General features: G+C 70.4%; 17 protein-coding genes. 9 read left to right on the top strand and 8 right to left on the bottom strand.

The window, feature by feature from the left end:
- Window positions 1–115 precede the first annotated feature (115 nt).
- From PV396_RS39110 to PV396_RS39135, 6 genes are all read left to right on the top strand, one after another.
- Window positions 116–805, top strand: a complete 690-nt coding sequence (locus PV396_RS39110; RefSeq protein ID WP_319213041.1) for a hypothetical protein — start codon at window positions 116–118, stop codon at window positions 803–805.
- Between the two features lie 468 nt (window positions 806–1,273).
- Window positions 1,274–2,596, top strand: coding sequence for an extracellular solute-binding protein (locus PV396_RS39115; RefSeq protein WP_319213042.1), 1,323 nt, complete (start codon window positions 1,274–1,276; stop codon window positions 2,594–2,596).
- A gap of 22 nt (window positions 2,597–2,618) precedes the next feature.
- A complete protein-coding gene (locus tag PV396_RS39120) occupies window positions 2,619–3,572 on the top strand; it encodes a sugar ABC transporter permease (protein WP_319213044.1) in 954 nt (317 codons plus the stop codon).
- Window positions 3,569–4,450 (top strand): carbohydrate ABC transporter permease, encoded by an 882-nt coding sequence (locus PV396_RS39125; protein WP_319213046.1) that lies wholly within the window; start codon window positions 3,569–3,571, stop codon window positions 4,448–4,450. Before PV396_RS39120 ends, PV396_RS39125 begins: the two co-directional genes overlap by 4 nt.
- A gap of 10 nt (window positions 4,451–4,460) precedes the next feature.
- Window positions 4,461–7,397: a twin-arginine translocation signal domain-containing protein gene (locus PV396_RS39130; protein ID WP_319213047.1), complete on the top strand. Its 2,937-nt coding sequence runs from the start codon at window positions 4,461–4,463 to the stop codon at window positions 7,395–7,397.
- A 61-nt stretch (window positions 7,398–7,458) separates the two neighbouring features.
- Window positions 7,459–8,244, top strand: a complete 786-nt coding sequence (locus PV396_RS39135) for an alpha/beta fold hydrolase (RefSeq protein ID WP_416071561.1) — start codon at window positions 7,459–7,461, stop codon at window positions 8,242–8,244.
- Between the two features lie 5 nt (window positions 8,245–8,249).
- On the opposite strand, the gene PV396_RS39140 is transcribed toward PV396_RS39135, so the two are convergent.
- From PV396_RS39140 to PV396_RS39155, 4 genes are read right to left on the bottom strand one after another with little or no spacing between them, the layout of a single operon-like run.
- A complete protein-coding gene (locus PV396_RS39140; protein WP_319213049.1) occupies window positions 8,250–9,104 on the bottom strand; it encodes an ABC transporter ATP-binding protein in 855 nt (284 codons plus the stop codon).
- A complete protein-coding gene (locus PV396_RS39145) occupies window positions 9,101–10,861 on the bottom strand; it encodes a dipeptide/oligopeptide/nickel ABC transporter permease/ATP-binding protein (protein ID WP_319213051.1) in 1,761 nt (586 codons plus the stop codon). Before PV396_RS39145 ends, PV396_RS39140 begins: the two co-directional genes overlap by 4 nt.
- Window positions 10,858–11,799, bottom strand: coding sequence for an ABC transporter permease (locus PV396_RS39150; protein WP_319213053.1), 942 nt, complete (start codon window positions 11,797–11,799; stop codon window positions 10,858–10,860). Before PV396_RS39150 ends, PV396_RS39145 begins: the two co-directional genes overlap by 4 nt.
- Before the next feature lie 9 nt (window positions 11,800–11,808).
- Window positions 11,809–13,362 (bottom strand): ABC transporter substrate-binding protein, encoded by a 1,554-nt coding sequence (locus tag PV396_RS39155; RefSeq protein ID WP_319213054.1) that lies wholly within the window; start codon window positions 13,360–13,362, stop codon window positions 11,809–11,811.
- A gap of 303 nt (window positions 13,363–13,665) precedes the next feature.
- On the opposite strand from PV396_RS39155, the gene PV396_RS39160 reads away from it, so the two are divergent.
- Window positions 13,666–14,667 carry a LacI family DNA-binding transcriptional regulator gene (locus PV396_RS39160; RefSeq protein WP_319213056.1) on the top strand — a complete coding sequence of 334 codons (1,002 nt, stop codon included), beginning with the start codon at window positions 13,666–13,668 and terminating at the stop codon, window positions 14,665–14,667.
- 93 nt (window positions 14,668–14,760) lie between these two features.
- Entirely contained in the window at window positions 14,761–15,684 is a 924-nt protein-coding gene (locus tag PV396_RS39165) for an alpha/beta hydrolase (RefSeq protein WP_319213057.1), read from the top strand.
- 95 nt (window positions 15,685–15,779) lie between these two features.
- On the opposite strand, the gene PV396_RS39170 is transcribed toward PV396_RS39165, so the two are convergent.
- The 3 genes from PV396_RS39170 to PV396_RS39180 are packed head-to-tail and all read right to left on the bottom strand — an operon-like array spanning window position 15,780 to window position 20,496.
- Entirely contained in the window at window positions 15,780–18,413 is a 2,634-nt protein-coding gene (locus tag PV396_RS39170; RefSeq protein WP_319213058.1) for a family 78 glycoside hydrolase catalytic domain, read from the bottom strand.
- Entirely contained in the window at window positions 18,410–19,186 is a 777-nt protein-coding gene (locus tag PV396_RS39175; protein ID WP_319213059.1) for an alpha/beta hydrolase, read from the bottom strand. Before PV396_RS39175 ends, PV396_RS39170 begins: the two co-directional genes overlap by 4 nt.
- Window positions 19,183–20,496, bottom strand: a complete 1,314-nt coding sequence (locus tag PV396_RS39180) for an MFS transporter (protein WP_319213061.1) — start codon at window positions 20,494–20,496, stop codon at window positions 19,183–19,185. Before PV396_RS39180 ends, PV396_RS39175 begins: the two co-directional genes overlap by 4 nt.
- Window positions 20,497–20,649: 153 nt before the next feature.
- Here PV396_RS39180 and PV396_RS39185 point away from each other — a divergent pair, with 153 nt between their 5' ends.
- A complete protein-coding gene (locus PV396_RS39185; protein ID WP_319213063.1) occupies window positions 20,650–21,657 on the top strand; it encodes a LacI family DNA-binding transcriptional regulator in 1,008 nt (335 codons plus the stop codon).
- 10 nt (window positions 21,658–21,667) lie between these two features.
- Here the strand turns inward: PV396_RS39185 and PV396_RS39190 are convergent, their stop codons facing one another.
- On the bottom strand, window positions 21,668–24,970 hold the full coding sequence (locus PV396_RS39190; RefSeq protein WP_319213065.1) for a BTAD domain-containing putative transcriptional regulator: 3,303 nt from the start codon (window positions 24,968–24,970) through the stop codon (window positions 21,668–21,670).
- Window positions 24,971–24,995: the final 25 nt, after the last annotated feature.

The following is a 24,995-nucleotide window of genomic DNA, read 5'->3' on the forward strand; positions in this document are numbered from 1 at the left end:
TCGGCACCGGGGTCGTCATACCGGCTGCCTGGGAGCCCAGCGAGGCTCCTGAGCGCGGCGGACCACGCCGCATGTCCGTGTGAAAGGCTGTCGGCGGCGAGAGCGGGGGCGTGAAGTGGACGACGACAGCCTGAGGTGGCTCGGCACGTACTGCTACGAGAGACAGAGGCAGACGCCGGGAATGCGGGGTGGCGTCGCACTGACCGCAGTACGTGGGCTGGGGGTGGAGACGCTTCTCCAGCGCCTGGGGGCTGCCCGGGGCGTGGGCGGGGGAACCGATGTCCGGTACCGGGATTTCGACTTCCCCACAGGGACGGGATCACGGACGCCGTGTATGTACGGGGTCTCGGGGGAGTGGAGTTACGTCCTGGAAGACTCCGGCTCGGCCACCTGGTACGAGAGATGGTTCAACGACGATCATGCCGTGAAGCCGCGCCCCGGCGAAGAAATGGTGTGCATCAACCCGAACATCGCGGTTCAGCCGTGCTGGCTGGTGTACGCCCCGGGCGACGGGGCGGTGTGGTTCACGGAGTTCGGAGAGAGCCCGCTGGACATTCGGCGCAAGGATGCGACCGGCAAGGTGGCGGTGCTGGACGAGGCGCTGCGCGCCGCCGGAGCCGTGAACCCTGGTCGTCCCGAGTTCGGTGACGTGCCGGAGTGGACACGATTCGTGGACGCAAACCTTGGCGGCGTGCCGGCTGTCGTGTGGCAGGCGGTGAGCGACTGCCTCGGCATTCGCATCCCGAGAGCCGATGTCGAAGAGGGGAACCTGCCGGTCGCGCTGTTGGATGACCCCTACGCGTGACCGGCACTCGCGTCGTGCAGTAAACGATTTCTTATCGGTCTGTCGTGCATGACAGCCACTTCGATCCACCCGCGTGCAGCGGCTCCGGCCAGGTGACGCTCAGGGGAACCCCGATGCGCTCGGAGATCAGCTCGCCGGCGAGCGCCAGTCGTAGTAAACGTATCTCACTCCAGGCCCTGCCAGGCCGCCTAGTCAACGCCCCCACCCGAGCGTGCCCGTTACGCGGCGTCGCGCCATCAAGGGGCAAGGAACATGAAAACTACCAGGTCAGAATCCACTTCCGGGTAGTCGACCGGCAAGCTCGGTGAAACATTTTGGCGTCCTCCCTCTTGTGGCGCCGTCTCCGAGGTCCTACGGTCCACAGGAAACGGTTACCTAAGCGCAGCCAACCGCTTCTTCCGCCCAGCCCTCAGCCGCCCGCGTCCCCTCCCCACCGCCGGCGCTGTCCGCCCTTCTCCCGGAGGACCGATGAGCACCACCCGTACGAGAGCCCTCGCCGGCGCGGCCGCCGCCCTCTCCCTGTCCCTCGCCCTGAGTTCCTGTGGGGGCGGTGGCAGCGATTCGGCGGCCAAGAGCACCCAGGGCGATGTGCAGTTGGAGTTCTGGAGCTGGACGGAGGGCATCCAGCAGCAGGTCGCGGTCTGGAACAAGGAACACCCCGAGACCCAGGTGAAGTACGTCAACGCGGCCGGTGACACCGTTTACCAGAAGTTGCGCGCCGCGGTGACCTCGGGCAACGCGCCCTGCCTGTCCAAAATGGACGGGATGAACCTGGCGAATTTCGCCGCCGACGGACTGCTCACCGACATCACCGGGGTCGCGGCGCCGTACAAGGCCCGCTACACCACCCCTGCCTGGAACGCCGTCAGCCCCGGCGGCGCCACCTACGGCATCCCCACCGGATCCTCCCCGCTGTTCACCGCCTATCGCGCGGACCTGTTCCAGAGGTACGGCGTCAAGGCCCCCACCACCTGGGACGACCTGATCGCAGCGGGCAAGGCGGTGCAGAAGAAGGACAAGAACGTCAAGATCTTCAACATGGCGGGTGAAGACCCCAGCACCCTCGTCGATCTCTCCTGGCAGGCCGGCGCCGAGTGGTACCGGATCGCCGGCGACCACTGGGAGATCGGTTTCACCTCGCCCGACGCGCTCGAGGCCGCCGACATCGTGCAGCGCATGGTCGACGACAACCTCGCCTCCAACGCCTCCTACGCCGACCCCGGTGTCTTCAAGACGTGGGACCTCGGCAAGACGATCCTGATGACCACGTCGACCTGGCAGTTGCCGATCTACGACACCAACTTCCCCAAGTCCAAGGGTGACTGGCAGCTCGCCGACGCGCCGGTGTTCGACCCGGCCGAGCCCCGGACCTCCAGCAACTTCGATGTCACCGCCGTCCTGAAGGGCTGCGAGTACCCCGACCGGGCCGCCCAGTTCGCGGCCTGGCTGTCCAGCAGCAAGGAGTCCCTGACCGCACTCACCGATCCGAAGTCCAAGTCGGGGCTCTTCCCGGCCGTCAAGGACGTCTCCCCCTACGTGGACAAGATCATCCCCACGGAGATGTTCAACGGGAAGTCCGACGGCGCGCGCATCATCACCACCGCGGCCTCCCGCGTCGGCGACCAGTGGCAGTACGGGCCCGACTACGCGGCCATGTACTCCGAGATGCAGAAGCAGTGGGGCAAGGTCATGAACAAGCAGCTCACGGTGAAGGACATGCTGACGCACCTTCAGGACTGGGTGCTGGCCGACCTGAGGAAAAAGGGCGTCAAGGCTGTCGCGGCCGGCTGAACCACTCGACCAGGAGACTGCCTTGTCCACCCTCACACGACCCGCGAAGGTCACCATGGGCTCCTCGGTCCGGCGGACCTCCCCCCGCAGGACCGGGAGACGCGGAGCCTACAAGGGCCTGCTGTTCATGCTGCCCTTCCTGATCGGCTTCGTCCTCACCTACGTCGTGCCGATCGGCTACGCCTTCAGCCAGAGCGTGCAGGAGAAGAAGAGCAGCGGGATCGGCTTCGGACCGACGAAGACCGTCTTCGCGGGCTTCGCCAACTTCTCCTCGATCCTCACCGACGGCACCTTCTGGGCCGGCATGCTGCGCACCCTGCTCTTCGGGGCCGCGCAGATCACCGTGATGCTGGGCATCTCGCTGCTGCTGGCCCTGCTGCTCGACGGAGTCGCGGCCCGCGCGGTGCGCTTCTTCCGTGCCGGACTGCTCATCCCGTACGTCATTCCCGGAGTGGTGTCGACCCTGATCTGGCTGTTCCTCTACAGCCCGACCGCGAGCCCCATCGTCGACATCGCCCACCGGGCGGGCACGAGCGTCACCTTCTTCGGCGGCCTCAACACCTATCTCTCGCTGGGCAACCTGCTGACCTGGCAGGGCATCGGCTTCAACATGATCCTGATCTCCGCCTCACTGCAGGCGCTGCCGCGCGAGCTGTACGAGGCGGCGCGACTGGACGGCGCGAAGGAGTGGCGGATCGCCTGGTCGATCAAGGTGCCGAACATCACCGGGATCCTCGTACTGACCGGCATGTTCTCCCTGATCGGGCGGCTCCAACTGTTCACCGAGCCGCTGTTCCTTCGGTACGTGGCTCCCGAGTCGATCAGCACCGACTTCACTCCGATGCTGGAGATCTTCGACCGGGCCTTCAAGACCGGCGACTACCAGTACGCCGCCGCCGAATCGCTCGTGCTCGCCGCCGCCACCGGCATCCTCGCCTTCGTCTTCTACCGCGTCACGAACAGGAAGATGTCATGAGCAGCGCCTCGAACGCCGCGCCCGTCTCCGGCGGGGGAGTGCGCCCCACCCGCAGGGCGGTGGCCCTGACCACCGGACTGCTCGTCCTCTTCCTGCTCTACTCACTGGCACCCACCTGGTTCCTGCTGGTGGCGTCGACCAAGAGCCAGACGGACCTCTACTCCACCTTCGGCCTGTGGTTCTCCTCCAACCATCTCGCCGACAACTTCCAGGCCATCTGGGACTACCACGACGGTGCCTTCGGCCGCTGGATCCTCAACTCCGTCCTCTACTCCACCGTCGGGGCGGCCGGTTCTACGCTGATCTCGCTCGCCGCCGGCTACGGCCTGTCGAAGTACGAGTTCCGCGGCCGGGGCGCCCTGTTCGGTGTCATCGTCGGGGCCTCCCTGCTGCCGAGCACACTGCTGGCCTTCCCGCTCTACCTCGTCTTCGCGGAGATCGGGCTCACCAACACCGTGTGGGCCGTGCTGATCCCGTACTTCATCAACCCGTTCGGGGTCTACCTCGGCAAGGTCTACGCCGACACCTCGGTACCCGCCGAGCTGATGGAGGCGGCCCGTATCGACGGCGCGAGCGAGACGCGCGTCTTCTTCTCCATCGCGCTGCGGTTGATGCGAACCGGCGGCATCACCATCTTCATGCTCGACTTCGTCAGCATCTGGAACAACTTCTTCCTCCCGCTGTTCATGCTCAACGGCGAGCGCTCCTTCCCCGTCACCCTGGGCCTGTTCTCCTGGGTGCAGCAGGCACAGCAGTCGCGCGACATGAACACCCTCGTCCTCACCGGGTCACTGCTGTCCATCGTTCCGCTGGCGATCTTCATGTTCGCCCTCCAGAAGTACTGGCGCAGCGGAATCCTCATGGGCAGCCTCAAGTAAAGGAACACCAGTGCCCAACGCACCCAAGAGACGTGACGTCCTCAAGTACGCCGGGGCGACCGGCGCCGCCGCGACCGCCTTCGGCCTCCCCCTGGCCCAGCCCGCCGCCGCGGCCGAACCGGAGACCTTCCGCGTGCGTGGCCGTGCCCCGCTCGACACCGTCGTCTTCGGCGACGCGGACTCCGAGGCCGCGCACCACCTCGACGCCACCCTCTCCGACGTCGTCACCGGCGGTCTCGGCCAGCCGGCCCGTGTGCTCAACCCCTCGACTCCGGCGACCTACTGGGGCGGCACACTGAAGTTCGACGTCACCGTCCGCCCGACCGGCACCACCTATGTCACCGTCCGGCTCTGGGGCGACGACCACGACGACACCTCGGAGGAGGCCGGGTCCGGCACGAACATGTGGCGGCTGCAGCTCTTCTGCGAGGGCAAGCAGGTCGGTTACGAGGACCAGGGCGCCGTGGACAGCCTGGACATCCTCGACACCGCACCCCGCACCCCGGGCCGCTTCTTCTTCCACACCCTGCCGCTGCCGGAACGCATGACCGCGGGCCGGAACAAGGTGACCCTGGAGATCCGCTCGATGGGCCGCATCTGGTCCTACGGCCAGGACGCGAGCCAGCTGTACCGGACCATGACCACGCCCTCGCGCGGCATCTACCGCCTCTACACCCACACCGACCCCTACTTCGAGGCGCCCAGGGGAGAGGTACAGGGCACCGCGCCCACGGCGACCGTCCGCACCGGTGGCGAGGAGGTCATGGACGCCATCAGGGCGAGGGTGCAGAAGGACCAGAAGAACCTCCTCACCACCGCCACCCCGGCCACCATGGACGGCTGGGCCATGCAGTCCCTGGCCGAGGGCTATCTGTGGCCGGGCAGCCCCGCCCATCAGGACCCGCAGGCGGTCGAGCGGGTCCTGATGGCCATCGACGGCCGGTACATGGCATGGCAGGCCGACGCCACCGTACTCACCGGCTCCGACCAGCAGTGGCAGGGCTTCGGACGGGTAGGGCTGGTACTGGCCCTGCTGTGGGAGCACCTCGGTGACCGCCTCGACGGACAGGTCACCGGTTCGCCGTACGCCATCGCCAACCCCGGCTTCGAGTCCGGCGGCGCCACACCCACGGCCTGGCAGATGCCCGGCTGGGCCACCGCCGGCGGCGGCACCTGGGCCCGCGACACCACCGTCCGGCGCTCCGGTACCGCCTCCCTGAAGCTCCAGGTCACCTCGGCGAGCGGTTACAGCTACGTCAACTCGGCGCCCAGAACACGGATCACGCCAGGCACGTACAGGTACGGCGCCTGGATCAGGACCGACGGTGTCACCGGCGCCGGCGCCCACATCGACCCGCTGTTCTTCGACGCGAGCGGCAAGCTCGTCGGCAGCGACCACAAGGTGTACGCGAGCAAGGGCACCCACGACTGGGAGTACGTCGAGTTCGTCTTCGCCACCCCGACCGGCGCCACCCAACTGGAGCTGCACCTGCGGCTGTCCGGCCCGGGCACGGCCTGGTTCGACGACATCACCCTCGTCGCCCCCACCGACACCACCGTCCCCGTGCCGCCGCCGCGCAGGGACGCGTACGTCGACATGCTCAGGTCCAGCCGCGACTACTGGCGCCGGCACTTCCCGCACTACAGCAACCAGGCCCAGATCTGCGCCATCGGCCTCTACCAGACCAACCGCGGCCTGCGGCTGCTCGCTCCGGAGCTGGCTCTGCCGGAGGACAGGGCCCGCGACTACCTGTACCAGTCGATCGGGATGGTCCCCTACCTCGGCCCCGAGGACCAGGACGGCAACCCGACCAGACCGCTCGGCGCCGACTACTACCAGGTGACCAGGGCGGGCCTGACCCGCGAACTGGGTTACGTCGGCAGTTACGGCGAGGTCATCGACTGGCTCGTCATGATGTACGAGTCGGTCACCCGCGGGTACCAGGGCCAGGAAGCGCCCGAACTGCGCGACCACATGGTCATGATGACCAAGGCACGGGGCCGGTTCCGGGTCGTCGACGTGGACAAGGACCACCATCGGATCTCCCGCATCGAGACGGTCATCGGCTGGCGCAACGAGGTCTACCCCGGGGAGACCGCATACGCCTCACGCACCGCCTGGGACTCCAACCCCGTCATGTCGGCCGCCGTGTTCAAGGACCCGGAGATCGTCGGCTGGACCCAGGAGATGGTCGCCGACGGCCAGCTCTACCCACAGCTCAACCTCCAGGCCACGCATCCCTGGACCCGGGTCGGCCTCAACGCCCTGCGGTTCCTCTCCCGTGACTGGGACGGCTTCCAGTCCCTGGCCGCCCGGCCCGCCCGTATCCCGACCGCCTGGGACCAGCCGGATTTCGTCCTCACCGACGAGCAGAACGGCTGTGTCGCCGTCAAGAACGGCGAGGAACTCTTCTTCGCCTCGCTCTACTTCCGCTCCCGCCAGGGCGTGAACAACTACGCCCGCATCCACCACGTCACCCCAGTCGACCAGCGCTCGGCCACCATCCGGGAGCACAGCGCGGGCACCACGGACTCCACCTTCACCGCCCGCGACTGGGTCCTGTGGGACTACGCCATCAACGACCCCGGCGCCTCCCACCTCCCACCCGGCGGCTTCCCGCCGCCCGGCGACACCCTCCACCAGGCACTCGCCGGTGACGTGTACCGTCTCGCCCCCGTCCCCGACGACGTGCCCGATCCCACCCTCGGCGTCCACTTCGACGGCGTCGAGACCATGCTCGTCGGCCGCGCGCCCTTCTACCTCTGCGAGTACGGCGACTACCTCATCGCCATGAACACCAGCACCGACCGGACCTGCGTCCTGCCCGCCCGCCTCGACTTCGGCCCCGCCCGGGATCTGGTCACCGGCAAGATGATCGGCGCCGGGAAGCGGCCCCGCCTCGGCCCGCTCAGCACCCTGGTGCTGTACAGGGGCGACGCCGGGTGAAGAAGGACGAACACATGCCGCACGCGGCCTGCGCGTACGCCACCTGTCAGGAGGGCCACGCGTGATCGACCTCGGTCGTGGCCGCCTGTTCTGCGTGAACTCGGGGCCCGTCGACGCCCCCGCCCTGCTGCTTGTGCACGGCTGGGGCGGCGACGGCCGCGAATGGTCGTTCCACGCCGAGAACCTGGCCGACCGGTTCCGTGTCGTCGTCCCCGACCTGCGCGGCCACGGCCGTTCCGAGGTGCCGGGGACGGGCAATTCGCCGAGGGAGATGGCGGACGACCTGGCGGCGCTGGTCGAGGTCCTCGACCGCGGTCCAGTGGTCGCCGTCGGCCACTCCATGGGCGGGCAGGTGGTCAACCTGCTCGCCGTACGACGGCCCGACCTGGTTCGCTCGGTTGTCGCCCTCGACCCGGCGCACGGCGCATACGGCACCGAAGTCGACGGCATTCCGGGCCGGTTGGCCGCCTACCGCGAGCACGGAGCCGCCGCGGCGGCCGACTTCGTCGCCGGCGCGTTCTCCGCCCAGGCCCCGCCCGGGCTGCGCACCGCCCACATCCGCACCATGCTCGGTACTCCGGACCACGTCGTCGCGCAGACGTACGCCGGCATGTACACCGACCCGGAGGCCGTCGGCGTCCGCCCGCACAGCGAGGAGTACCTGCGCCGTCGTATCCGCCCGGCCCTGACGGTGTGGACGTCCGCCGAGGCCGCCGCCTGGGAGGAGACCACCCTGCACATGCCCGGCTCGCGGGTGGAGCACTGGCCCGGCGTCGGGCACTACCTGCACGAGGAACAGCCCGAACGCACCGTACGACTCATCCGCCGGTGGGCGGAGACGGAGTGAGGCCGTCATACGGTCGCCGCCTCCACCTCCAACCGCTGCTGCCGGCGGCTGCGTTGCAGTACCGGGTCGGGTACGGGCGCTGCCGCCACCAGGCGCTGGGTGTACTCGTGCTGCGGACGGTCGCACACATCGGTGCTGCGGCCCTCCTCGACGATGCGCCCGTGTTGCAGCACCAGGGTGCGCGCCGCGAACTCCTTGACGACGGCGAGGTCGTGCGTGATGAACAGGTACGCGCACCCCAGCGTGTCCTGGAGCTCGGTGAGGAGACTCAGCGCGGCGGCCTGGGTGGTGACGTCGAGGGCGCTGGTCGGCTCGTCACAGATGATGAGTCGGGGCTGCCGGGCGACCGCCCGGGCGATGGCGATACGCTGACGCTGACCTCCGCTGAACTGGGCCGGATACCGGTCGGCGGCGTCCTCCGGGAGGCCCACGCGGCGCAGCAGTTCGCCGATGTGGTCGCGGACCTCCTGACGTGAGCGGGTCGAACCGGTGAGCAGGGGTTCCGCCAGTGTCCGGCCCACGGGCAGCGCGGGGTTGAGCGACCCGTACGGGTTCTGGAAGATCGCCTGGAGGTCGCCGGCGAGCAGCCGGCGGGCCCGCCCGGCGAGCCGGGTGATGTCCCGCCCGTCGAGCAGTACGCGCCCGCCGCTGACCGGGGTGAGGCCGAGCACCGCCCTGCCGATGGTCGTCTTCCCGGAGCCGGACTCGCCGACCAGGGCGACCGTCTCGGCCTGACCGACCTCGAACGACACGTCCTCGATGACGGTGACCGGGGGCCTGCGGAAGCCCCGGCCCGGATAGCGGACCGCCAGGGAGTCGAGCCGCAGGACGGGTGTCTGGGATACGGGTGTTGTGGTCACGCGATCCTGCCCTCGGTACGAGCGATGCTGGGCGTGCTCTCGATGAGCTTCTTCGTGTACGGGTGCCGGGGCCGGTAGAAGATGTCGTCGACCGAGCCCTCCTCGACGATCCGGCCGTGCTCCATCACGATGGCGCGGTCGCAGCTGTCGGCCACCACCCCCAGGTCATGGGTGATGAGGATGATCGCCATGCCGTGCTCGTCGCGCAGCGACCGCAGCAGGTCCAGGATGCCCGCCTGCACGGTCACGTCCAGAGCCGTGGTCGGCTCGTCGGCGATCAGCACCTTCGGGGATCCGGCCAGCGCCATGGCGATGACGACGCGCTGGAGCATGCCCCCGGACAGCTCGTGCGGATGGCGGCGCGCGACATCGTCCGGATCACGCAGATGGACGCTGGTCAGCAGCTCCCGCATCCGCTGTCGTACGGCTTCCTTCCCGCCCGGCGCGGTGCCGGTGCGCCGGATGACCTCCGACAGCTGGGAGCCGATGGTGAAGTACGGGTCGAGAGCCACCATCGGTTCCTGCGACACGAGGGCGATCTCCCGGCCGCGGATGCCCTCGAGCTCCCGCTCCGGCAGACCGCTGATCCGGGTGCCGGCCAGCCACGCCGAACCGCCGGTCACGGCCCCGTTGGGGGCGAGCAGCCCCAGCAGGGACAGGCCCGTCACCGTCTTTCCGCTGCCCGACTCGCCCACGAGGCCGAAGATCTCCCCGGGACGGACGGCGAAGCTGATCGAGTCGACCACCGTCCGGGGCCCCTGTGCCGTGGCGAAGGCGATCGAGTAGTCCCGTACGGCGAGAACCGTGTCGGCCGACGGGGTGTCCGACGGCTTCGCGGCGACCTCGAGGGCCGTCGTGCGGACCGGCCGGCGCGAGCGCCCGCCGGTGGCCTGCCGCCGGTCCTGGTCGAGGTCGCGCAGCCCGTCGCCGACCAGCCCGAACGACAGGGACATGAGGCCGATCACGCCACCGGACACCAAGAGCAGATAGGAGTTCTGCTGCATGATCTGCGCGCCTTCCCCGACCATGCCGCCCCAGCTCGGGGCGGGTGCCGGAGTGGCCAGGCCGAGGAATCCGAGGCCGGTCTGGATGGCGAGGGCGTTGCCGGAGAAGAGGAAGACGGGGACCAGCAGCTGCCCTGTCAGCCGGGGGAGGATGTGCCGGGCCATGATGCGTGCCGGGCCGAGCCCGTTCACCCGGGCGGCGTCCACGAACAGCTCCTCGCGCAGTTCCAGACAGGAGCTGCGGATGATCCGGGCGAGGCCCGCGGAGGCGAAGAAGCCGAGCGTGAGCATGGCGGCGACATTGCTCTGGTAGAAGATCGCCAGGACCGCGAGCGTGATGATGACCGCCGGGACCGAGAGCATGATGTCCAGCACGGCGACGATGATCCGGTCGGTCCAGCCACGCAGGTAACCGGCCAGCATGCCCAGCGACATGCCGACAAAGGCGTAGACGAGTACCGCCAGGCCCACCCCGACGAGGGTGGGTCGTCCGCCGTAGAGGAGCCGGCTCAGTACGTCGCGGCCGAGTGCGTCGGTGCCCAGGGGATGGTCCGCCGACGGTCCGGACAGGGTGTGGAACAGGTCCTGCGCGAGCGGCGGATGCGGTGCCAGGAGCGGGGCGAGGATCACGGCGACGCTGATCACCGTGACGACAGCGAGCGCTGTGACGGTGACGGGACGACGCCATATCCCGGCGAAGGGGTTGGTCCTCGCCCGCGCTCGCGCCTTGGGGGGCGCCTCGACAGTGGTCATTCCGTACGTACCTTCGGGTTGAGGAGGCTGTAGAGGACGTCGACGAGAAGGTTCACCACGATGACCATGACCGTGAAGGTGAGGGCGAGGCCCTGGACGACCGGCAGATCGTGCTGGTTGGTCGCGTCCACGACCGTGGTGCCCAGGCCGGGCAGGGTGAAGACGTTCTCGACGAGGATCGTGCCGGGAATGAACGTGATCATCATGAGGCCGATAGTGGTCACCACCGGCAGTCCGCAGCCTCGTAGGGCGTGCTTCCAGATGATCGACGAGGACCGGATGCCCGAGGCCCGCAGCGTTCGGATGTGGTCGAGGCTCAGGGTCGACAGCATCGCGTCGCGGGTGACCTTGGAGATGAAGGCGATCCCGCCGATCGAGAGAGCGACCACCGGCAGGACCAGGCCCGTCGCCCACTGCCCCGGGGACTGCGCGAACGGGGTGTAACCGGTGGCGGGGAAGATCCCGAACTTGACGGCGAACACGGCGACCAGCAGCAGCGCGATCCAGAAGTTCGGCACCGCGCTGCCCAGCAGCGACACGATGTCGAACAGCCGGCGGCTGTACCGGCCGCGTGTCGCGCTGAACACGCCGAGCACCACGCCGACCAGGCTCGCGAGCACGGTTCCCCCGATCACCAGCGCCAGGGTGACCGGCAGTCGCTGCCCGATCAGCCCCAGTACGGATTCACCGGTGAACAGCGAGGTGCCGAGGTCGCCCCGGACCATGTCCCGGAAGTACAGCCAGTACTGCACGACGACCGGCTGGTCGAGATGCATCGCGGCCTTCAGCGCGTCGTACTGCTCCGGTGTCGCGTTGATGCCGAGGACGGTTCGCGCGGGGTCTCCGGGCACGAACGACTCGAGGAGGAAGGTGATCGCCGAGACGATCACCAGGAGCGGGATGGACAGGGCCAGCCTGCGGAGAAGGATGGGAAACATCGGTCCTCGTCAGCCAACGGTCCACGTGGTGTCCGGGGTCAGCTGGGCGCTGCCCTCCGGGAACTGCACCCCGTGCAGCTTGGTGTTGTACATGACGATCGTGTCGGTACCGGACACCGGCAACGCCAGCGCCTTGCGCACGATCACATCGGTGAGATCCTTCGCGGCGGCCCCGCTGGACTGCGCGTCCGCCGTGGCGAGCCGGGCGTAGGCGGCATCCACGTCCGGGTCGGTCACACCGAAGAGGTTCATGATGCCCGTCTTGGTGAAGCCCGCCTGCTGTGCGTAGAAGTTGGACTCGCCACCCGTGCCGGGTGACAGCACGGTGGCCGCGTACTTCTTCGTCAGCAGGTCGTTGATCCAGGCGCCGAAGTTCGTGGCGGCCCTCAGCTCCAGCTTGACGCCCACCTCGGCGAGCTGGGCCTGCACCGCCTGCACCATCTTGGTCGTCGAGGGGTCGAACGAACCGTAGTTCACCGGGATGGTCAGCCCGTTCCCGTAGCCCGCCGCCTTCAGCAGCGACTTGGCCTTGGCCGGGTCGTAGGAGTACACCTTCTCGGCCGCGGGGCTGTAACCGTCGTAACCGGGCATCTGCGGCTGGGAGACCGGGGTGCCGTACTTGCCGTAGACCGCCTTCGTGATCGCGGGGCGGTCGACGGCGAAGTTCAGCGCCTGCCGGACGCGTTCGTCGCCCAGGCCCTTGACGATGGTGCCCGCACGGTCCAGGAGGAACAGGCCCGCCCAGGTGGTGGGCTTCGTGAGCGTGGTGAGCGACTTGACGCCCTTGATCGTCGGCCCCACGTCCGGAGTACCGTACATGATGTCGATCTGCCCGGACTTCAGGGCCTGCACCTGCGAGTTGACGTTCGGCATCACCCGGACGGTGATCTTCTTGAAGTGGACGGCGGACTGGTCCCAGAAGTTCTTGTTCGGAACGAAGACGTAGTGGTCACCGGAGACCGATTCCTTGGCGCTGTACACGTACGGCCCGGAGCCGAAGGTCGCGGAGGCCAGCTTCTTCGGGTTCTTCAGCCCGGCCGGGCTGATGATGGCGCCACCCATGTACGCGGGCGTGAACAGGGTGCCCATGTCGGGGTTCGGCGTCGGGCTGCTGACGACCACGGTCGAGGCGTCGGGCGTGGCGAAGGTCAGGGGCCGGAAGTTGGCGACGGTGGGTCCGCTGCCCTTCTGGAAGTACTTGAACGAGTTGACGACATCGGTCGCGGTGATCGGCGTGCCGTCCGCGAATTTCACGCCTTTGCGCAGCTGGAGCTGGAACTTGGTGTTTCCCTGGCCGACGTAGCCCCACTTGTCGGCGATCCCGGCGCCCAGGGTGCCGTCGGCCTTGCGGGTCAGCAGCGTCGCGTAGGCGGGGTCCATGTAGTTCAGGAAGGGCCCGACGGCGACCTGGGCGGGGTCCAGGCTGTTGGGAGCCGAGGACAGGGCGATGGTCAGGTTCACCGGGCCGGCGCCGGCACCGCTGGTCTGTCCACCGCCGCAGGCGGCGAGCGTGAGCGTCGCCACCACACCGATGGAGGCCTGGAGTGCGGTTCTTCTCTTCATTGAGGATCTCCGTTGCGTGGAATTGCCGGGGAGAGGGGCAGGAACCGGGAGGATCGGGTGACTCATGGGGGCGCCGATGAGCGGACGTTCCGGGACGGGGCCCGGCAGTGGGGTGGTCCCAGCCCGGTGTGGGTGGAGCGGGTCTCCGCGGCGGTTGCAACCGACCGTGATCAGCGGTTGGATCACAGAGCCAGTGCGCTACTTTGAGTTACTTTAACGTGTCGCTAACACGTTAAAGTTGATGTCCTGTAAATTAACGGCGTCTCTCGCATTGCGCAAGAGGTTCCTGGAAGGCGGTTGTGAGTGGCACCACGGAGCAGGAGGGTCACCAGCGCGGATGTGGCCCGTGAGGCCGGTGTTTCCCGAGCGACGGTGAGTTTCGTCCTCAACAACACGGCACATCAGAAGATCACCGACGCGACCCGACAACGCGTCCTGGCGGCCGCGGCCGCACTCGGCTACGCTCCCTCGCCCGCCGCGCGAACGCTCCGCAACGGGCGTTCCGACGTCGTGCTCGGGCTGCTGCCGGACTGGCCGCTCGGTCATTCGGCGGGAGAGCTGATCCAGGAGCTGACCCGCGCTTTCGCGAGCCGCAGCCTGACCTTCGTCGTCCATTCCAGCATCCGGGGGGCCCGCTCGCTCGGTGACATCTGGAAGGCCCTCACCCCCGCCGCCGTACTGGCCTTCGAACCGTTCTCCGACCTCGACTCCGCGGCGATGCGGGCCGCCGGTATCGAGGTGATCGTCGCCATGTACGACGCGCAGGAGGAGGGCGCGGGCGAGGCCGACACCAGCGGACGTTCGATCGGCGCCCTGCAGGCCCGTCATCTGGCCGCCTCCCACCAGCGCCTGGGGTACGCCTATCCGGACGAGGAACGGGTCGCCGTGTTCGCCCGGCCACGCCTGGACGGCGTCCGGGAGGTCTGTGCCGACCTGGGGCTGCCCGAGCCCGACGTCCGGACGGTCCCGCTCGATCCCGCCGGGGCCGCCGACACCATCCGGGCCTGGCGGGCCATGGACATCCCGGTGACCGGCGTCTGCGCGTTCAACGACGAGGTCGCCATGGCCGTGCTGGCCGGTGCGCACCACCTGGGCCTCCGGGCTCCCCGGGACATCGCGGTCATCGGCGTCGACAACAGCCCTGCCTCGGCCGTGGCCTGCCCGCCGCTGACCACGGTCGTCCAGGACGTCGCCGCCATCGCCGAGTACTACGCGGACTCCGTGACGGCGGCGCTCGCCGGTACGCAGCTCTCCGGGGAAGTGGTCGAGCCGCGCATCCGGCTGGAGGTGCGTGCGTCGGCGTGACGGCCCGGCGTCATCGAAACCGGGGTGGCCGAATCCCGACGCCTCCCCGTCGCCCCTTCCCGTGTCCCATGACCGCACAGAGAGCTGACGACCTTGCCCCTGGACTCCTATCTCGCTCAGCGGCTGCACCTCATAGCCGACCTGACGTTCGCCGACCTCGTGGACCCGGAGGCCGCGTCGCGGTTCGGCCGGTTCGCGGAGGATCCGTCGCCCTGGGTGCAACCCGATGTCGCCGTCGAGAACGGCGAGATCGCCGGACCTCACGGGCCGGTGCCGGTCAGGACCTACACACCGCGGGACCCGGGCTCCACGGCCCTGCTGTGGGTGCACGGCGGCGGCTTCCTCGCCGGTGACCTCGACATGCCCGAGGCGCACGTCGTGGCATCGGAACTGGCCGCGCGGGCCCAGGCGTCGGTGGTCTGCGTCGACTACCGGCTGGCCACGGACGGGGTCCGTCATCCCGTACCGCTGGACGACGTGCGCGCCGCATGGCGATGGTTCCGGAACGAACGGGCCGCCGACGCCCATACCGTGGCCCTCGGCGGCGCGAGCGCGGGCGCGGCCCTGGCTCTGGCCGCCGCCGTGCACGACCGCGACGAGGACGTGCGACCGGCTGATCTCCTGCTGCTCGCCTACCCGTTCGCGCACTTCCCCGTCCCGGCGCCGACCGCCGCCACGGCCGCCGACATGGCCCACCTCCCACCGACGATGCGCTTCACCACGACCGACATCGAGTTCATGGTGGAGAACTACGTCGGCAGGCTCACCGACCTGCCGCGCGACGCACTGCCGGGAGCGGCCGCGCTGCACCGACTCCCGCCGGTACGTCTCCTGGTCTCCGAGTACGACGATCTGCGGCCCTCCGGTGAACTCCTGGCACGGCAGCTGACGGCGTCCGAGGTGCCGGTGACGGCCTACCTCGCCGTCGGCATGCCGCACGGCCACCTCAATCGGACGCCGGCTCTGGCCGAGGTCGACCGCTCCCTCGACTTCTTCGCCGACGCCCTGCGGCAGTAGGGACCGCGGCGGCCAGGGGGAGCGGCCCGCTGTCGTGTCAGAGACAGCGGGCCGCGGTATGGAGGGCGGGGTGACGAAACCCGGCGCACGACGGCTCAGAGCGGACGCAGTGTCAGGAGATGGCTGCCGGACCCGAGCCGTCCCACGGCCTCCGCACCGCTCCAGCCCTCCGGGGCGCTGAACTGCCCGGTGGTGCCGGGCGGCAGTACGGCGTTCACGGTGAGGGTGCTGTCGGCGATCGACCAGGCGACGGACGCCGGCCCGTACGGAGTGGTGATCGAGGCCTCGGCCGATGTGATCGTGCCGCCGGGGCGGGGCGCGATCTCAAGGGTGCGGTAGCCGGGAGAGGCGGGACGCAGTCCCGCGACGGACCGGTAGAGCCAGGCCGCGACCGCGCCGTACGCGTAGTGGTTGAACGACAGCATCATGCCCGCGTTCTCGACGTCGATCGTGCCGTCGGGCCGGACGGCGTCCCACCGTTCCCACATCGTGGTGGCACCCCGGGCGACCTGGTAGAGCCAGCCCGGGCACTCCGGGTTGAGCAGCAACTGGTACGCCTCGTCCGTGTGCCCGGTACCGGTGAGTGCGGGCAGCACGAACGGTGTCCCCAGAAACCCCGTGGCGATGCGTCCGTCCCGGGCGCGCACCAGACCGGCGAGGGCCTTGGCCACGTCGGCGCGCTCGGCGGCCGGCGCGATACCGAACTCGAGAGCGAGCGCACAGCCGGTCTGCGTGGTGCGGGCGTGGTCGCCCCACTTGCGCCAGGCCGCCTCGGCGGTACGCCGGTGCAGGTCCGCGTACCGCTCGGCGTCCTCGGCGTGCCCCAACTCCCGTGCCGCGTCGGCGAGCAGACGAGCGCTGTGCGCGACGAACGCGGTCGCGACATAGCCGGAGTCGGTGGTGGCACGCGCCGGATCCTCCGGTGGCGCGGCCGGGTCGAGCCAGTCGCCGAGTTGCGCGTTGCCGCTCCAGGTACCGTCCTCGTCCAGGTGATCGACGGTGAAGCCGACCCACGCCCGCATCGCCGCGTAGTGCCGCTCCAGCATGGCGTGCCCGCCGTAGGCCTCGAACAGGGCGGCCGGTACGACGGTGGCGGCGTCGCCCCAGCCGGCGGCGCCGCCGGCGTGCGGAAGCTCGGCCGGGGGCGGCTCGCCGAGCGGCACATCGGGGATCACCAACGGGACCGCGCCATCGGGTCGTTGCTCGATACGCAGGTCGGTGAACCAGCTGTCGAGGAAGGAACCGCTGTCGAAGGTGGCGCACGCCGTCGGGGCGAAGGCCATGAGGTCGCCGGTCCAGCCGAGCCGTTCGTCCCGCTGCGGACAGTCCGTGGGCACGGCGAGGAAGTTGCCGCGCTGGGAGCGTACGACGTTGGCGTACAGCGTGTTCACGCGCTCGTCGGAGCAGTGGAACCCGCCGATGCGGCGCAGGTCGCTGGCCACCACCTCGACCTCGACCGCCTCGACGGTCACGGTCGGTGGGACGACGATCTCGGCGTACCGGAAGCCGTGGAAGGTGAACTCCGGCCGCAGTTCGGTCGGGCCGCCGGCCAGCGTGAACTGGTCGGTGGCACGGGCGCCGCGCAGCAGGCTCGTCAGCAGCCGGCCCTCCGCGTCGAGAACCTCGGCGTGCCGCACGGTGACCGTGCCGCCCGCCGGGCCGTCCACGCGGAGCCTGAGCCAGCCGGTGATGTTCTCGCCCGCGTCGACGGCGATCGTGCCGTCGGACAGGGTCCGCAGCTCGGGCCGGATCACCTGGACGACCCGCACGGCAGGGTGCGCGCGCTGCGTCAGCCCCCTGGGCAGGGGGAGGGCGGCGACCTGTTCCCAGTCGTCGTCGACGAAGTCGCGCAGCTGCCAGCCGTCCGGTTCGTGACGCAGGTCGTGTTCGCAGCCGTCGTACAGATCCGCCGCCAGCAGACCGCCGTAGCCGCCTCGCCAGTGGTCGTCCGTGGCGACCGTGACGACGCTGCCGTCGGCCAGGGTGACTTCGAGCTGGGCGAGGAGAGCCGTGGTGTCGCCGTAGACGTTGCGGTTCTTGTGCCAGGTGAGGTGGCCGCGGTACCAGCCGTCGCCGAGCGCGGCGGACAGGGCGTTCGTGCCGGGCAGCAGGAGGGCGGTGACGTCGTAGGTGGCGTAGAGCAGCCGGCTGGGGTAGCTGGTCCAGCCCGGCTCCAGCAGGTCGTCCGAGACGGGATGCCCGTTGACGGCGGTGCGGTGGACGCCCAGTGAGGTCACGTACAGGCGGGCGGACACCGGCTCCGCCGGGAGCTCGAACTCCCGGCGGAGCAGCGGTGCCGGGCCGGGGGAGGTACGGCCCCGGTCGCTGGGGAGATGGACGGGAAGGGCCACCCAGTCCGCGTCGTCCAGGAGCGCCGCCTCCACCCTGGCGGGGTCGCTCCAGGCCGTCCATCCGACGTCGGTGCGGACCCGGACACGCCAGAACCGGACCTCGCGGCTGCGCAGCGGCTCGGCCGGCCACGGGTGATCGGTCACCGTGCCGGACTCGACCACTTCGCCGGGCGGGCCGTCGTCGAAGGGGAGGCCGGCCGACACCTGGACCTCGTACGCGTGTTGCAGGACGTCCGGTCGTTCGCTCGTCAGCGACCACGACAGGCGCGGGGCGGCGTACGGGGTGGCCACCAGACCCGAGTCGTCCTCGGTGCGCAGCGCGACGACCGAGGTCGCGGTGTCCGGCGCGTCAGGTGCCGCAGGGCTCGACGTGTTCATCGCTGGAGGTGCCTCCGGAGGAATCGCAGCGTGGACTGGTGCAGCGTGGTGCGGTGCGGGATGGAGGCCCAGGCGTGGTCCGCGCCCTCCACGATCTCCAGCTGTGCGTTGCCGTCGTAGTGGTCCAGATAGCGGCGTACGTACTCGAGGGGAGCAATGTCGTCCATGTCGCCGTGCAGGATGTGCACGGGCCCGGTGTACGCGGCGGAGCGCCCGTAGACGTCGAGGCCGGCGATGTCCTCGATGAGCGCGGGGCTCATCCGGTGGCCGCCGGTGTCGACGTACCCCTTCTCCGCCAGCTCGGGGGCGAGACTGCGGCCCTTGAGCCGGCCGCTGCCGATCTCGAAGGGGGCGACGGCGGCCGGGGACCAGAGGCACAGGGCGCTGATCCCGGGCACCTCTGCGGCCGTGATGCCGGCGACCACGCCGCCCATGCTCATACCGACCAGGGCGACACGGCCGGGGTCGACGAAGTCGAAGGTCCGCACCACTTCCAGTACCGCGCGGGTCTCGTCGAGCTCACCGGTGATGGTGACGTCGAAGAAGTCGCCGTCGCTCTCGCCGTGTCCGGAGAGGTCGAAGCGGACCGAGGCGATGCCGTGGGACTCCAGCAGCCGGGACATGGCGACGAAGTCCGGCAGTTCGAGCCGGTTGGAGGCGAAGCCGTGCACGAACACGGCGGTCGGCCAGCGGGTTCCCGTCGGGCCGTCGGGGATGTGCAGCGTGGAGCGCAGGGTCAGCTCGCGGTGGCGGAAGTCGTGATGGCGGATCAAGGAGCAGCCTTTTCGGTCGTCTTGAGCGTGAGGACGGGGTCGCTGCTGAGGCCGGCGGCCTCCTCGGGCCGGGCGGCTTCGGGCAGTCGCGGCACCCAGAGCAGGCCGATCACCGCCGAGACCACCATCAAGCCGAACAGCAGACCGAAGAACAGCCGGGTGTGGCCCACGGCGAAGGCGGGCGTGCCCAGGGCGGCCAGACCGGCGACGGCCCGGGTGAACGCCATGGTCACGCCCGTGGCGGTGGCCCGCAGCAGGGTGGGGAAGAGTTCCTGGGACCAGATCTTGTAGATGGACTCGCCGGCGAAGGCGTTGCCCAGACCGGAGACGAGCATGACGGCGACCAGGGTGAACCTGGTGGGCCCGAGCAGGGCGGGCAGCGCCCAGGCGACGACGATGAGACCGGTGCCCGCCGCGAACCAGCCGTGCCTGGCCGGTCGGTCGATGACCCGCATGAACACCAGGCCCGCGACGAAGCCCAACGGAAGCCCGAGCAGGGACAGTTGGGAGAACCGCGCGACCTCTCCCTCGGCCAGCGCGGTCCACAGGAAGGTGCCGAACTGCCCGAGGGTGTTCGCGCCGAGGTTCCAGGTGGCGTAGTACAGGCCGGTCGCGAGCAGGGCGTGGACGGTCGGTGCCCGGAAGAGATCCCGGACGCGGCTGAACTCGATGGTCCCGGCGTCGGCGTCGGCATGTGCGTCGGCGGCCCGGCGCGCCGCGCGCCACTCGGCCGACTCGCCGAGGCTCAGCCGCAGGACCAGGACGACGAGGGCCACGACCAGCAGGTGGGCGAAGAGTATCCGGCCGCCGGCCATGCCCCGCGCCCCCATGAAGGAGCTGAGCGTCAGCACGGTCACGATTCCGGCGAGCCAGAGCATGCCGGAGAACACCACCATGGTGCCCTTCCTGCCGTCCGGCGCCTCTTCGTTGACGAGCGCCAGTGACACCGGGAGGTCGGCGCCGATGGCCAGCCCCGTGACCACCACACCGGCGAAGAGCACGGCGGGACCCGCCGCCACGAGGAGCAGCAGGACGCCGACCGCGTAGAGGACGAGCGAGCAGGTGAAGACGGCACGCCGGCCGAACCGGTCGCCCAGCCGGCCGCCGAACAGCGCGCCGACCGCGAAGCCCAGGGTCTGCAGCCCCAGCAGGGAGCCGATGGTCCCGGGAGCGAGCTGGAGCGGTGCGGCGTAGTAGCCGCCGATGGCGATTCCCGATGTCACCAGGGCCGCGGCATCGAGGTAGGAGGCCATGCCGGCGAGCGTCGCGGTCTTCCAGGGGTTGCTCGTGGTCTCGTTCGGGCCAGGCATGGGTCCTCTTCGCTGAGTACCGGGGGGCGACTACCAAGGGTTACTTAAACGCGTCACTTAAACGTGTAGGTTGACTGAGCCGGTAAGCTAGCCCGCGATCGTGGGTTTGGCAAGAGGTCTGTCGGTGGGTCAGAGGCCAGAGGGTGGGGGCGCATGGCGGGGACGTCCAGAGGCAGACGGGTCACCAGTGGGGATGTCGCTCAGGAGGCCGGAGTCTCGCGCGCGACGGTGAGCTACGTCCTCAACGACACCCCGCACCAGAAGATCGCGGAGGCGACGCGCCGCCGGGTGTGGGAAGCCGCCGCCCGCCTCGGTTACGCCCCTTCGGCCGCCGCCCGCACCCTGCGGACGGGGCGCTCGGACATCGTGCTCGGCCTGCTGCCCGACTGGCCGATCCAGCACGTCCTCGGACGGCTCATCCAGCAGCTGACCAACGCCTTCGCCGAACACGAGTTCACCTTCCTTGTGCACTCGTCGGCCCATCCCGCCCGGCCGTTGCGCGAGATCTGGCGGGCCCTCACCCCGGCCGCCGTACTCGCCCTCAACGAGTTCCCCGAGTCCGAGGCGGACGCCATGCGGGCGGCGGGCATCGAGGTCGTCATGACGATGCACGGCGCGGTGGCGCGTGACCTCCAGTCACCACTGGTGGCCGAGGAACCGATCGGCGCGCTGCAGGCCCGCCATCTCGTCCCCTCGCACCACCGGCTCGGCTACGCCTACCCGGACATCGGCCGGCTCGACGTCCTCGCCCAGCCGCGCCTGGCCGGGGTCCGCCAGGTCTGCGACGAACACGGCCTCCCCGAGCCCGACGTCCGGACCGTTCCGCTGGAGTTGAACGGCGCCGTCCACGCGGTGAAGGCCTGGCTCGCCGCCGACCCGCCGGTGACGGGCATCTGCGCGTTCAACGACGATGTCGCCATGGCCGTACTGATGGCCCTGCAGTCCCTGGGGCTGCGCGCCCCGCACGACCTCGCCGTGATCGGCGTCGACGACATCCCGGCCTCGGCACTGCTGAGGCCCTCGCTCACCACCGTCGTCCGCGACACCGACGCCATCGCCCGAGGTCTGGCGCGCCGCATCGTCGACGCCCTCGACCACCAGGACACGCCCGCCGCCCTCGTCGAGGCCGAACTCCGGGTCCAGGCACGCGACTCCGCCTGACCGACTCCGTTCAGTGGACCGGAGAGGGGCTCATCGGACCTGGCCCGGCCTTGGCACCCGGCGTCGCCGGGACGGGATCCCGGAGGGGCCGGGACGGGGGATTCGGGGCGGAGGCGGGAGAGGGGCGGTCCGGATTGGTGCCCGGCGTCGGCCGTACGGGATCCGGGACGGGCCGGGTTGGTGGATCGGGGGTGGAGGTGGGAGAGGGGTGGTCTGGGTTGGTGTCTGGCGTGGGTCGTAGGGGGTCCGGGCTGGGCCGGGTCGGGGGATGGGGGTTGGAGGCGGGGGAGGGGTGGTCCGGGTTGGTGCCTGGCGTGGGTCGTAGGGGGTCCGGGGCGGGCCGCGATGCGGGATCGGGGTTGGAGGCGGTAGCGAGGCGGTCTGGGTTGGTTCTCGGCGTCGGCCGTAGGGGATCTGGGCTGGGCCGGGTCGGGGGATCGGGGTTGGAGGCGGTAGCGAGGCGGTCCAGGAGGCCGGTGCGTAGGGGGTCCGTGTTCGGGAGGCCGAGGTCGGCGGTGAGCGACAGGGCCCTGGTCCACGCGTCGGCGGCGGCGTGGGTGTGAGTGGCGGTGTGCTGGATGTCGCCCAGCCGGACGAGTCCGGTGGCTTCGCCGTGCCGGTCCCCGGTCCGGTGGAACAGGTCGACGGCCTGCCGGTAGCAGCCGACGGCCGCCTCGTGCCGGCCGAGATGGTGGTGGACGTAGCCGAGGCTGTCCTGGATGTGGGCCTGGCCGTTGAGGTCCTCGGTCTCCCGGGCCAGCTCGAGGGCCTCGCGGCAGTGGGCGAGCGCCTGCTGGTGGTCGCCGAGCTGGGCGAGGGTCCAGCCGATGTGGTTGAGGGCGGCGGACTGCCCGGCCCGGTCACCGGCGGCCCGGTGGTGCGCGAGGCTGTCGCGGGCATGGCCGAGCGCGCACAGGTGCCGCCCCTGTGCCTCGTACATCCGGGACAGATGCTGGTGGACGCGGGCCTGCCCCGCGTGGTTGCCGGATTCGTCGAAGAGGTCCAGCGCCCGCAGGTAGTGGGCGCGTGCGTCGTCGGGGTGGTCGAGCCGGTCCTGCGCGAGCCCGAGCCCGCGGTGGGCGTCGGCCTGCCCCTCCTTGTCGCCCCGGCGCACCGCGGCCTCCAGCGCGGTGGTGTGGACCGTGGTCAGTGCCCGCCGGTATCCGTGCCGGTCGAGATAGGTGGTGAGCGCCGAGGCGAGACCGCAGGCGTGGGTGTCGAAGCCCGCGGCGGGGGCCTGTTCCACGGCGGCCAGCAGGACCGCGTGCTCGACGGTGAACCACGCCTGCGCCTCCGAGTGGTCCGACAGCCGCACCGGCGAGGCGCCCGGCTGGGCGGGCGGCAGCGGAGTGGGCCGGGGTCGGGGTGTGAGCAGGGCGTCCGCCGCGTGGGCGGTGTGCAGATAGTGGTCGAGTATCCGGAGTACGGCCGTGTTCCGGACGTCGTCGCTGTCGTACGCGGCGACCAGTTCGGCGGCGTAGACGCGCAGCAGGTCGTGGAAGGCGTACCGGCCCGGGACGTGCTCGGTGAGCAGATGCCCCTGGACCAGCTCCGCCAGCAGGGCACGGGCACGCGGCAGCGGCACGTCGGCGAGCGCGGCGACCGCCGACAGCGAGGCGTCCGGTCCGGGATGCAGACCCAGCAGCCGGAACAGCCGGGCCGCGTCGGCACCGAGCGCGTGGTACGACCAGGAGAACACCGCCCGCACCTGACTGGCCGCCTCCCCACCGTCCAGGGCGTCCAGGCGTCCGTCGGCCCGGCGCAGCTCCCCGGCGAGCGCCGCGAGCGGCAGACCCGGCTGCGCGGCCGCGCGGGCGGCGACGATCGCCAGCGCGAGCGGCAGCCCCACGCACCGACCGACGATCTCCCGTACGGCCGCGTGCTCGGCCGCCACCCGGTCCGCTCCCAGCCGGCCGATCAGCAACTCCCGCGCGTCACCGGGTCCGAGCAGACCGAGGGTCAGCAGATGGGCCCCCTCGGCCGCGGCCAGCCCGGTCAGCGCCCGCCGGCTGGTGACCAGCGCCAGACACCCGGGCGCCCCGGGCAGCAGCGGCCGGACCTGCTCGGCGTCACGGGCGTTGTCCAGCACCACCAGCACCCGCCGCCCGGCCAGCAGACTGCGGAACAGCCCCGTCTGCGCCTCCAGACCGGCCGGGATTCGGGACGGCGGCACCCCGAAGGCGTCCAGGAACCCCCGTACCGCCTCCGCCGGACCCGCCGCCGGCCCGCCGGGGTCGAACCCGTGGAGGTTCACATACAACTGCCCGTCGGGAAAGGCCCGTTGAGCTCGGCGCGCCCAGTGCACGGCCAACGCGGTCTTGCCCACCCCCGCGGTGCCCGACACCGCCGAGATCACCACCGCCGACGGTTGCTCCACCGCCGAGGCGAGGATCTCGTCGAGCCGGGCGAGTTCCTGGTCGCGCCCGGTGAAACCCCGTACGCCCATGGGCAGTTGCACGGGCACCTCGCCCGGCCGAGCTACGGCCGCAGACGTCGGCCGCGCCCCCCGACGGACGAGGTGGGCCGCCTCGGCAGGCCCTCGGACGGTCGGCCGCGCGGGCGGCGCCGACAGCCCTCCCCGCAGAATTGCCTGGTGCACCTCCCGTAACGCCGTCCCCGGGTCGGCGCCCAGCTCCTCCGCCAGCCGCCGCCGGACACTCGCGTAGCGGTCCAGCGCCTCCGCGCCGCGCCCGGCGGCGTGCAGCGCCCGCATCAGCGCCCCGGTCAGCGGCTCCACCAGCGGATACTCGTCGAGCAGTTCGGTCAGCGGACCGATCACGGCGACAGGATCGCCGACCCGCGACTCCAGGTGGGCCCACCCCACGGCGGCGTCAACCCGCTGCTGCCGCCATGTCTCACGCACCCGTCCCGCCCACTGTCCGCTCAGCCCGGCCAGCGGTTCCCCACGCCACAGACCGAGCGCCTCGCGCAGCAGCGACGCCCGCCCTTCCTCCGTCCGCCCCGACTCCCGGGCCCGGCAGACCAGTTGCCGGAACCGATGGACGTCCACCTGCTCCGGGGCGGCCTCCAGCAGGTACCCGCCGGAACGGCGCACCAGGCGTAACTGGGAGTCCTCCGCGTCCGCGTGCTGCTCGCACAGTCGCCGGATCCGGGCGACATGGGCGTGCACGGCACGCCGTGCACCGTCGGGTGGATCGACGCCCCATACCCGCTGGATCAGTACGTCGGCCGTGACGGGCCGGCCCGCGTCCACCGCCAGCGCCGCCAGCACGGCCCGGCGCTGGGGCGGTCCGACCTCCGTCGTCCGGCCCCGCACCGACAGTTCCACCACACCGAGAAGTCGCAAATCCATCACGTTCTCCGCACCCCCCGTGCAG

The sequence above is a fragment of the Streptomyces sp. ME02-8801-2C genome (assembly GCF_033793965.1).
Taxonomy (GTDB): domain Bacteria; phylum Actinomycetota; class Actinomycetes; order Streptomycetales; family Streptomycetaceae; genus Streptomyces.